General features: G+C 53.8%; 8 protein-coding genes, 1 tRNA gene and 1 pseudogene. 1 reads left to right on the top strand and 9 read right to left on the bottom strand.

Going from position 1 to position 9,468, the window contains the following annotated elements:
* Nucleotides 1–159 precede the first annotated feature (159 nt).
* The 6 genes from purL to POG22_RS07525 all read right to left on the bottom strand — a co-directional run bounded on the left by purL (nt 160) and on the right by POG22_RS07525 (nt 6,402).
* Complete coding sequence (gene purL, locus POG22_RS07550) at nt 160–2,514, bottom strand: phosphoribosylformylglycinamidine synthase subunit PurL (RefSeq protein WP_498904518.1); 2,355 nt, start codon at nt 2,512–2,514, stop codon at nt 160–162.
* A 146-nt stretch (nt 2,515–2,660) separates the two neighbouring features.
* Complete coding sequence (locus POG22_RS07545) at nt 2,661–3,107, bottom strand: DUF2996 domain-containing protein (protein WP_063718334.1); 447 nt, start codon at nt 3,105–3,107, stop codon at nt 2,661–2,663.
* A 472-nt stretch (nt 3,108–3,579) separates the two neighbouring features.
* Nucleotides 3,580–3,780 carry a ssr2422 family thylakoid membrane protein gene (locus POG22_RS07540; protein ID WP_063718335.1) on the bottom strand — a complete coding sequence of 67 codons (201 nt, stop codon included), beginning with the start codon at nt 3,778–3,780 and terminating at the stop codon, nt 3,580–3,582.
* 394 nt (nt 3,781–4,174) lie between these two features.
* On the bottom strand, nt 4,175–5,392 hold the full coding sequence (locus POG22_RS07535; RefSeq protein ID WP_498904516.1) for a HetZ-related protein: 1,218 nt from the start codon (nt 5,390–5,392) through the stop codon (nt 4,175–4,177).
* Nucleotides 5,393–5,607: 215 nt separating this feature from the next.
* Entirely contained in the window at nt 5,608–5,730 is a 123-nt protein-coding gene (locus POG22_RS07530) for a hypothetical protein (protein WP_498904514.1), read from the bottom strand.
* A gap of 9 nt (nt 5,731–5,739) precedes the next feature.
* Complete coding sequence (locus POG22_RS07525) at nt 5,740–6,402, bottom strand: L-threonylcarbamoyladenylate synthase (RefSeq protein WP_017662892.1); 663 nt, start codon at nt 6,400–6,402, stop codon at nt 5,740–5,742.
* A gap of 104 nt (nt 6,403–6,506) precedes the next feature.
* Between POG22_RS07525 and larC the strand changes: the two genes are divergently transcribed.
* Nucleotides 6,507–7,748: a nickel pincer cofactor biosynthesis protein LarC gene (gene larC, locus POG22_RS07520; RefSeq protein WP_498904511.1), complete on the top strand. Its 1,242-nt coding sequence runs from the start codon at nt 6,507–6,509 to the stop codon at nt 7,746–7,748.
* Nucleotides 7,749–7,792: 44 nt separating this feature from the next.
* Here the strand turns inward: larC and POG22_RS07515 are convergent, their stop codons facing one another.
* The 3 genes and pseudogenes from POG22_RS07515 to POG22_RS07505 form a co-directional block, all read right to left on the bottom strand.
* Entirely contained in the window at nt 7,793–8,737 is a 945-nt protein-coding gene (locus tag POG22_RS07515) for a DNA polymerase III subunit delta' (protein ID WP_498904510.1), read from the bottom strand.
* 94 nt (nt 8,738–8,831) lie between these two features.
* Nucleotides 8,832–8,902, bottom strand: a tRNA-Gly gene (locus POG22_RS07510).
* 55 nt (nt 8,903–8,957) lie between these two features.
* Nucleotides 8,958–9,468: pseudogene (locus POG22_RS07505) on the bottom strand (hypothetical protein); the annotation flags it as partial.

The following is a 9,468-nucleotide window of genomic DNA, read 5'->3' as shown; positions in this document are numbered from 1 at the left end:
GTCTCAGGTTCGACACCCGATTTTTCAAGTCACGCACCCTACAGGCGGCGCACATTGTCGGTGCGTGACGGGCGATCGGTCTCAGGTTCGACACCCGATTTTTCAAGTCACGCACCCTACAGGCGGCTCTGTGTTCTCTGTGTCTGGTGTGGTGAACGACTAACCCAAACGACGTTCGATCGCGCCCTCGTAGCGTTCCGCCATCGCCGCTAACGTAACCTCCAACACCGTCGATTCCCCAGACACCACTTCCAAAGCGTTTCCAGACACCGTTCCGAGTTTTTGCCAGTAGTCACCCAGGGTTTCCGCCAAATAGGTTTCCCAAACCGCCACATTTTCCGGCGACACCGAGACGACAATACGCGCCCCGCCTTCCCCAAACAGCACCTCGTCCCAACGATACGCCGTCGGAACCGGAAGCAACAGCTTCGCCCCGAGTTGTCCGCCCAAGCAGGATTCCGCCACCGCCACCGCCAAACCGCCTTCAGCGCAATCGTGGGCGGAATTCAGCCAACCCTGACGGATACCGTAGCGACAGGTGGCTTGAATCACTCGTTCCAACTCTTCGTCCAAGCGAGGGGGTTTTCCAGCAACCGTCTCGTGAACCACAGCCAGATATTCCGACGCGGCGAGGGTGGGGGCAGCCAACTCAGAGCGATCGCAGTCGGTTTTCAGCCCCAACACATAAATCGAATCCCCTTCATTGCGCCAACCCTGACCGCAAACTCGGGTTACATCCTCAATTAACCCCACCATTCCCACAACAGGCGTCGGGTAAATCGGCGTCGGGTTGCCGTCGGCGTCCAAGGTTTCGTTGTACAGAGAAACATTGCCCCCCGTCACTGGCGTTCCGAAGCTTTCGCAGGCTTCGGCTAACCCTTTACACGCCGAAGCCAGTTGCCAATATCCAATCGGTTTCTCGGGACTGCCGAAATTGAGGTTGTCCGTCACAGCGATGGGTTCGGCACCGACACAACTGAGGTTGCGGGCAGCTTCTGCCACGACGTATTTCGCGCCTTCGTAGGGGTCGAGATAGACGTACCGAGAGTTACAATCGACCGTTGCCGCAACGCCGCGATTCCAAGTTTTGTTCGCGTTGTCGCTTCCCGCCTGGGGTTCTTGGGGGCGCAACCGCACCACCGCCGCATCTGCCCCACCGGGAACGATGACCGTGTTGTTTTGTACCTGGTGGTCGTATTGTCGATACACCCACTGTTTCGAGGCGATACTCGGGGTATCGAGGAGTTGTAACAGCACGTCGTTCCAGGTTTTGAGTTCGCCGCCGATGTCGATGCCTTTTTCCTGGCAATAGGGTAGGCGATCGATCGTCCAATGCCAAGCGATTTGGGCGTATTCCGGCGGTTCGGAGAGGATTTCCCGTTCGTAAATGGGGGTGTTGTCTGCCAGGGCAGTGGCGGGGATTTCAGCGGCGATCGCACCTTGGTAGCGAATGCGGACGATGGGATCTTCGATGACTTCTCCCGCGACGACGGCGTGCAGTTCCCATTTTTTGAAAATGTCGATGAGTTCCTGTTCGCGTCCCTTCTGCGCCACGAACAGCATCCGTTCCTGGGATTCTGAGAGCAGATATTCGTAAGGCACCATCCCCGTTTCGCGCACCGGGATTTTATCGAGGTCTAAATCGATCCCGACGCCGCCGTTGGCGGCCATTTCTGAAGTCGAACAGGTGATACCTGCCGCCCCCATATCCTGGGCGGCCACCACTGCGCCGGTTTTGAAGGCTTCGAGACAGGCTTCGACGAGCGCTTTTTCTAAAAACGGGTCGCCCACTTGTACCGCAGGGCGATCGTCGATCGAATCGTCGCTGAGTTCGGCACTGGCAAAACTCGCGCCGCCCATACCATCTCGTCCGGTGGTCGATCCCACGTACAGCACCGGATTTCCGATACCCGACGCCCCAGATTTAACGATCGCCTCAGTTTCCATAATGCCGATCGCCATCGCGTTAACGAGGGGATTTCCCGTGTAAGCCTTATCGAAATAGACTTCACCGCCGACAGTGGGAACGCCGAAGGAATTCCCGTAATGAGAGATACCTTCGACGACACCCGCGAAAATGCGTCGCGTGCGAGGGTTATCCAGGGAACCGAAGCGCAGGGAGTTCAACACCGCCACGGGACGCGCCCCCATCGTGAAGATATCCCGCAAAATCCCGCCTACGCCCGTGGCTGCCCCTTGAAACGGTTCGACAGCCGAGGGGTGGTTGTGGGATTCGATTTTAAACGCCAGTTGCAATCCGTCCCCAAAATCGACCACTCCGGCATTTTCCCCAGGTCCGACGAGGATGCGATCGCCGGTGGTGGGAAACTGTTTGAGGAGAGGTCGGGAATTCTTATAACAGCAGTGTTCCGACCACATCACGCCGAACATTCCCAATTCGGCTTTGTTGGGATGGCGGCCTAACCGCTTGACGATTTCCTCGTATTCTTCGGGTTTGATACCTTCAGCAGAGAGTTCTGCCGGGGAAAAAGGAGATTCGGAAAGCGTTGACATTCTCGTCCTGGGACAAAACCACAGGATTTATTGTAAGTGAAGAGGGGGAGAGGGGGAGCAGGGGAGACAAGGGGACAAGGAATAAACTGTCAACTGTCTCCACTGTTCACTGTTCACTGTTCACTGTAAAAGGCTGGTGACTGAATCTAGTTTCGGGCCAGCCACTTCTGGGCGTTCAACCGTTGCACGACGCCGAAAACCAGCAGTTGTAAGTTGATTCTGCGTTCGTCCATCAGGAAGGGTTCGATCGTACTCGGTTGGGTGCCGTCCGCCGAACAGGAGAAGGCGCGAGGTCCTTTGATGTCGGCTTTGGGGAAGTAGACGACAAAACGGCGTTTGCCCCCTTGCCAGGTGCCGATGACTTGCCAACACTCTTCGGAAGGGCTGATGGGACGAACTCGATGTTTTTCAAATTTGAGTTCGAGATCGTCGATTCCCTGGTTTTCCAGTTCCGCTTTCAAGGCAGGCAGGTAATCCTGGTGCATGAAGTCGGCGAAGGGTTTGTCTTCGACGGCGGGGGGTTTCTCTTTTTTGGCTTTCCCGCCTTTGGCGGCGGCTGGCTTCTTCTTCTCTTGGTTTGCGTCTTCTGCCATGAGATCGATATGAGATGAGTACTGTTGCTTACGAATCAGTTTGACATCCTCACCGCCGAAGGAAGGACGGTGATTCCCAAACCTCACGATTTGGGTTCCTGCTTCTGTCCCTCGCGGGTTTTTCGCAACAGCTTTCCAGGGCGCAATGCCTTTCGAGTCTTACGTTCGCTCCACAGGCGGTAACGGTGTGTCCCACCGCCGTATGTGTCGAATTCCCAAAGGAGAATCTTATGCACTTTGTTGATTCAAGGGGTGGACTGCCATTGCCCTATCCTCTTTTCCCGGTCTACCGAGCTTTCTGCGCCACTGGGTTTAACCAGATTTCGTCACGTAAGGGCTGTCTGTTACGTCTGCGTCTCGGGTGGGTCAGTGACCAACTTGATTCTACTGTAAAGCCGTCCTTCTAGGACGGGATTTTAGACCCAAAATTTTTGATAAATCTCAAGCGGGAATTGGGGGGATATGGGGTGCGTCACTTGGTGATGACGCTCGACACGATAACGGTGACGGTGGCCGCCGCGATGAGGCTGAAGGCTAACTGAACCACCCATTGAATGGCTTTTTGGTAATTCTCAAATTTTTGGTTGAACTGTTCGACTTCTTGTTTTAAGTCGCGAATCTCTTTCAAGATTGCTTCTCGATCGTTTTTGGGATTTTCGGCATCGATCGTCATGGCTTTTTATTTTTATTATAATATATCTTTTTTTATTTTTTATCTATTGAGCCGATCGATTAATATTTTTGCCAACAAAAAACTCTATAAGATATCTGTTTTACTTAAGATCCCCGGCATCTTGAAGATGCCGGGGATCTGGCAAAATCTAGAGTTTTTTAAAAATTTCATTCTATAGTCAATTCTCCATATCCTCCGTTAAAATTTACGCAGAGACCCGGTTTTTCCCTTCGACCTTCCCACAGAAATAACCGAATTTACTTAAAAACCGAGTTGCTTGACCAACAAATCTGTGATTTTCAAATTGTTTAGAGTGTGGCAATTTTTTATAACAGCAACCCAAAAACATAAAAAGGGGAAGACTTTCCATTTCGATCGCGTCTTCCCCGAAAAATTAACCATTGCGATGTTGCCAAGCCAAATCCAGTAATTTCGACCAGCGTTTCTGAGCCTGTTTGGGCGTGCATTTGAGCTGAGAAGAAATCTCGCTGTCGCTGACGCCGGATTGCTTGAGGGCGATGAGTTTCCGTTGCTGGGGGCTGAGTTTTTCCAAAAACTCTTTCCACTGAGCCGGAGACATCCCCAAATTGCGATCGAGATCTGCTCCCAGCCACTGATGCACCAATTTCCAATTTCCCGCTCGAGAAAACTTTTCTACATGGTACTTAAACCGTTGTTGCAGATAATCCCGTTCTCGAGAAGACAGTCCTAAAATTTCGTCGATTTCGTGAGCCGACAAATCTTGTAACTTCAAGACTAAATAATCGATGCAGTCGGATTGACCTTGCTCTTTCAAATAGTTGATGAGAGAGCGAATCACGCGATCGCGCATCACCGCTTCCGAGGGATCGACGGTTTCAGAAACCATCTGTTCGCGAACTTGACGGGCAGCCGCAGAACGGCTGTGACTTTCCTCCTCTTCGGTTTTTCCAGACTCTACCGCCAGTTCCATATCGATCGAGGTTTCCGGGGGTTGACCTTTGGCAAATCCTTGCGCTCTCAAAATCACGAGTTGCTGGGAATTATGACCCGGAAGAGAAATGCGGCGTTTGGCGTATTGTTCTGTAAACGCCATGTATTCCGCCAACTCCACGCGAGTCCGAGGGGTGTAATCTTCCGGTACGTCGTGTTCGCGACGAAACGCCCGCAGGACTTCGATATAAAACCCTTGCAGAAAGTCTTCGATGAGGTTGTATCGACCTTGAAACCCGAGTTTCGCTTTCGTCGGGGCAATGTGGCGGTACACCATCACGCTAAGGTTGCTGTGGAGTTCCACACGACCCTGTTTCGAGCCGAGTTTATAGTAAGAGGAGATTTTGGTTAGGCGATGGTGGGCGAGGTTGAGTTTCCACTTTTCCACGTCCCCCGAACGCTGGATGCGATCGCTCTTGTCACAGATGCGTTCGACTTCGCGGGCGATACGTCGGGCCACTTGTTTGCCACTGCCGGAGGTGGTGTCTAACTCCGCTTGCAAGTGGCGGAACACCGTATCGGAAAAGGGATCGGCGGGCGGTTCGGCAGCAGTAGCTGGGGATGGAGGCGGGGCGGAACGTCCCGTTTTCAAGTTATCGTCAATGCCCTGGTTGAAGGAAGTTGCGAGTTTAATGTTCACGATCTTGCCTGAAGGTAGCGCACTTGGTCTGAAGAAGAGATGTAGCGGTGGCAGTGCAGTGCCTTTCCGTCTACATCTCAACTTTAGGAGCGCGAAAACTGCACTCAGGGCGCGAAAATGCCACTATCCGAACCTGTTCGCTCGTCTCGAACCAATTCCGCGATCGCCCTATCCGAATTCACTGCCTGACGATCGGCGTCCAAACTCGCGATCGATTACCCCGTCAGGGTTCGATCGAACCATCTCGCTGTCTGACTCGCGGCTGCTAACGGTGGACGGTTTACCGATCGATCGCCGCTATTCACGCCACCGTCCCAACTGGCACAGTCAACTGGCACAGTCGAAACTCAAATCCACGCCTCTGCCGCTTCCCAATTCAAGCCTTTCCGCACGATTTGAGGATGGTTGTCGTCCGTCAAATCGAGAATCGTCGAAAAGTCGTAACCCGGTTCCAATCCATCATCTACGATGACATCGATTAACTTGTCCCAGCGATCGAACAGTTCCGCCTTATCGAGAGTTCGTCCCACCTTCACCGTCGGAATCGGCGTGTTATCGTCCTGGCTGGGCAAATACGCCGACGTGGAAATAATCGGATGTCCCAAGGCTTCGAGAAGCGACAAACACACGGGGCGATCGGGTACGCGAATCCCCGTGGTTTTACGTTTGGGATCCATCACCAAACGCGGGACGAGTTTCGTCGCGGGTAAGAGAAAGGTAAACGGTCCTGGTATCAGACGCTTCATAATCCGATAAGCCGGATCGGAGACCCTGGCATAACTGGCAATGTTCGACAACGAGGGACAGAGAAAGGTCAGCGGCTTGTCGTTGGCGAGTTGCTTGATTTGGCGAACTCGCTTGACGGCAGATTTGGCGTTGATGTCGCAACCGATGGCGTATACCGTATCGGTGGGGTACAACATCACCGCCCCGTCGGATAGGGCATCCCCGATCTGCTCTATTCGACGCACCTGCGGCGTCTCCGGATGAATTTCGTAAAGCTCGGCCATAAGTTCTGTTTTTTATCAGGTTGCGGTTGGGGACGCTTCAAACGAAATCCCCTGGGCAAAACACACCTATAATCTCATTTGGACGGTGCGCCTGCGGATATTAAATGAGTAAGATTGCATATTTCGATTGCCCCACGGGTATCGCTGGGGATATGTGTTTGGGAGCCTTGGTGGATGCGGGGGTTCCCGTGGACTACCTCACCGAACACTTGAACCGTTTGGGGGTGGGAGAAGATTACAGTTTGCGCGTCGAACGGGTTCGTCGTAACGGCATCTCGGCGATGAAAGCCTACGTGGACCTGCGCGATATGACGGAAGAACCGCCCACGTTCGACGCTGAGAAACATCACCATCACCACCATTCTGAGGGAAATCGCTATTTACCGGAAATTGAGGAAATGTTGCAATCGGCGGACATTCCCGATCGCGCCCGGAAATGGAGTTTAGCCGTGTTTCGCCGGTTGGCGGCGGCTGAGGGGGCGGTTCACGGGGTTTCTCTCGATCGCGTCCACTTTCACGAAGTCGGGGCTACCGATGCCATCGTCGATATTGTCGGAACCTGTCTCGGGTTGGATTGGTTGGAAATCGATCGCCTCTACTGTTCGCCGTTACCCACGGGAGGCGGAACGGTGAAAGCCGCTCACGGACGGATTCCGGTTCCTGCCCCGGCGGTGTTGAAACTCTGGGAAATGCGCCAGGTTCCGGTGTATGGAAACGGGATCGATCGCGAACTCGTCACCCCCACGGGGGCAGCGTTAACGGTTACGTTAGTGGAGTCGTTCGGCGTTCCTCCGGCGATGACGTTGCAACAGACGGGGTTGGGGGCAGGTTCCCGAGAGTTTCCGATTCCGAACGTTTTGCGATTGTGGATTGGAGAAGATACGCAACCGTCGGCGAGCGATCGCGTCTGCGTGTTGGAAACTCAACTCGACGATATCAGCCCCCAAGCGATCGGCTACGTGTTCGACAAACTCTTCGATATTGGGGCGTTAGATGTTTTCACGCAGCCGGTGGGAATGAAGAAAAATCGTCCCGGCGTGTTGCTGACGGTGATTTGTTCTCCCGACAAACAAACCGACTGCGAGGCGGTGTTGTTCCGAGAAACGACAACCTTGGGCATTCGTCACAGTTTCCAAGAGCGATCGATCCTCTCGCGAGAGTTTCGATCGATAACCCTCTTTGACAGCGAAGTTCGCGTGAAAATCGCCCGCGATGCCAAAGGAAACGTCATCAACGTTCAACCGGAATACGAAGACGTTGCCAAAGTTGCCCGGAAACAGAAGTTGAGTTGGCAAGAGGTTCACCGTTTGGCGTTGCAGCAATGGCAGCAGGAAAAGGCGGAATAGAAATCGTTCCGTCGGGGCAAGTCTCTGCGTTTGCCTCGTTTTTCTCAAACCGATTGTCGCGGGTAACTATACGCCAATTCCATCAGGGTAACTTCCCAGACGAGACGGGGTTGGACGTAACTGCGGAGGTAACTTCGCGCGGCTTCGAGTTTTTGCAGCGGTGGTAGCGTTCCGCCCTCGTCACAGTAATCGTGCCAGTAGCTTTGTTGGAGATAGTCGAGAAGCCAGAGTTGTTCGGTGGTGTCGAGAGTAGAGGCGATCGCTTTGGCGAAGTCGAGGGCGTCTCGCAGGGTTCGCGGGAGATGACGCGCCCGTTGTAGAATTTCCGGGGGAATGGTTTGCAGTCGTTGCCAGGATTCGATCGCTGCCCCAGGACTGCCTTGCGCGACGGCTAAAATGGCTCGGTAGCTTAAAATCTCTTCGTGTCCGGTTTCTCGTAAGACCTGTTCCATGTGTTTGGGAGGCAGGCGATAGAACGGTATCCGCTGACAGCGAGAAACGAGAGTCGATAAGAGAGATTCCGCTGAAGGTGCAATGAGGATTAACGTGGCGCGTCCCGGTTCTTCGAGGGTTTTCAGCAGTCCGTTGGCGGCAGGTTCTGCCATCGTTTCGGCGCGATCGAGGATTATGACTTTCCGCGAAGCTTCTAAGGGCGGACGACTGAGAAAGGTTCCGATTTCGCGAATCTGTTCGAGGCGAATTTGCGGGGGCGCTTTGCGTTTTAAGCCTTTTTCTTCAGCTTCGGCGGGCGTCAGCAGCTTCTGATTGTGGAGATACGTCGGTTCTACCCACAGAAAATCCGGATGGTTGTCGAGGTTGTCGCGGTGTCCGCCGAGGAGCAGTCCGGCAAAATACCGCGCCGCGATCGCTCGCCCGATCCCCTCTGGTCCGGCGAATAAGTAGGCTGGTGCGATGCGATCGCAGTCGATCGCCGCATGGAGAAATTTCAGGGCAGTCTCTTGGCCGATGGGAATTTTCCGAGGTGACATCGGCGCGATCGCTCCGCTTTGTTGAGTGGGTTGTTACGCTTTTGTTTTAACCTTAATCTCTCAAGGTTGGAATTTCACAAAAGCATTTTTTTAAAGCGGGCGGCGGGAATCGAACCCGCATCATCAGCTTGGAAGGCTGAGGTTTTACCACTAAACTACGCCCGCGCTATCGCGCACCTGAACTAGAATAACATACTTTTTCTTGCTGGCAAAGATTTTTTCAAAATTTCTCGATCGACAGCGTGAGATCGAGGTTAGAGACGACGGGGGAGGGGTTGCCGTTAACGAGATTGTTGGCAGGCTGAAATTGCCAGTCGTCGATGACGGCTTGTAGGAAACGACGGTATCCATCGCCCATCGCCACGTTACCGGGTTGTTTCCAAACCCCGACGACTTCCGCTCGTCCGTTGGTTTCGACGATGAGACGCACTCGGAAGCGATCGCCGTGGTTTAAGTCCGGTGGAACGATCGCGCGATCGAGGGTTTGACGAGACGAGTTACTGAGTCTGGCGGGATTTTCTGGGCGATCGGGTAAGTCGGCGGGAAATTCAGCCGCGATCGCTCCGATGCGCCAGCGATCGGGAACGGGTGTGGGCGTGGGCGTCGGAATCGGCGTAGAAGTCGGAACTGGCGTCGGCGTAGAAGTCGGAACTGGCGTTGGCGTAGAAGTCGGAACTGGCGTTGGCGTAGAAGTCGGAACTGGCGTTGGCGTAGAAGTCGGAACTGGCGTT

This window comes from Geitlerinema sp. CS-897 (genome assembly GCF_028368005.1).
Classification (GTDB): domain Bacteria; phylum Cyanobacteriota; class Cyanobacteriia; order Cyanobacteriales; family Geitlerinemataceae; genus Baaleninema; species Baaleninema simplex.
The sequence above is the reverse complement of the archived record's forward strand: the minus strand, read 5'-3'. Positions and strand labels throughout refer to the sequence as shown.

Coding starts and splice junctions, on each gene's coding strand:
- POG22_RS07545 (WP_063718334.1), bottom strand. CDS start 3,107: ATGGCAGAAGACGCAAACCAAGAGAAGAAGAAGCCAGCCGCCGCCAAA.
- purL (WP_498904518.1), bottom strand. CDS start 2,514: ATGTCAACGCTTTCCGAATCTCCTTTTTCCCCGGCAGAACTCTCTGCT.
- larC (WP_498904511.1), top strand. CDS start 6,507: ATGAGTAAGATTGCATATTTCGATTGCCCCACGGGTATCGCTGGGGAT.
- POG22_RS07515 (WP_498904510.1), bottom strand. CDS start 8,737: ATGTCACCTCGGAAAATTCCCATCGGCCAAGAGACTGCCCTGAAATTT.
- POG22_RS07525 (WP_017662892.1), bottom strand. CDS start 6,402: ATGGCCGAGCTTTACGAAATTCATCCGGAGACGCCGCAGGTGCGTCGA.
- POG22_RS07540 (WP_063718335.1), bottom strand. CDS start 3,780: ATGACGATCGATGCCGAAAATCCCAAAAACGATCGAGAAGCAATCTTG.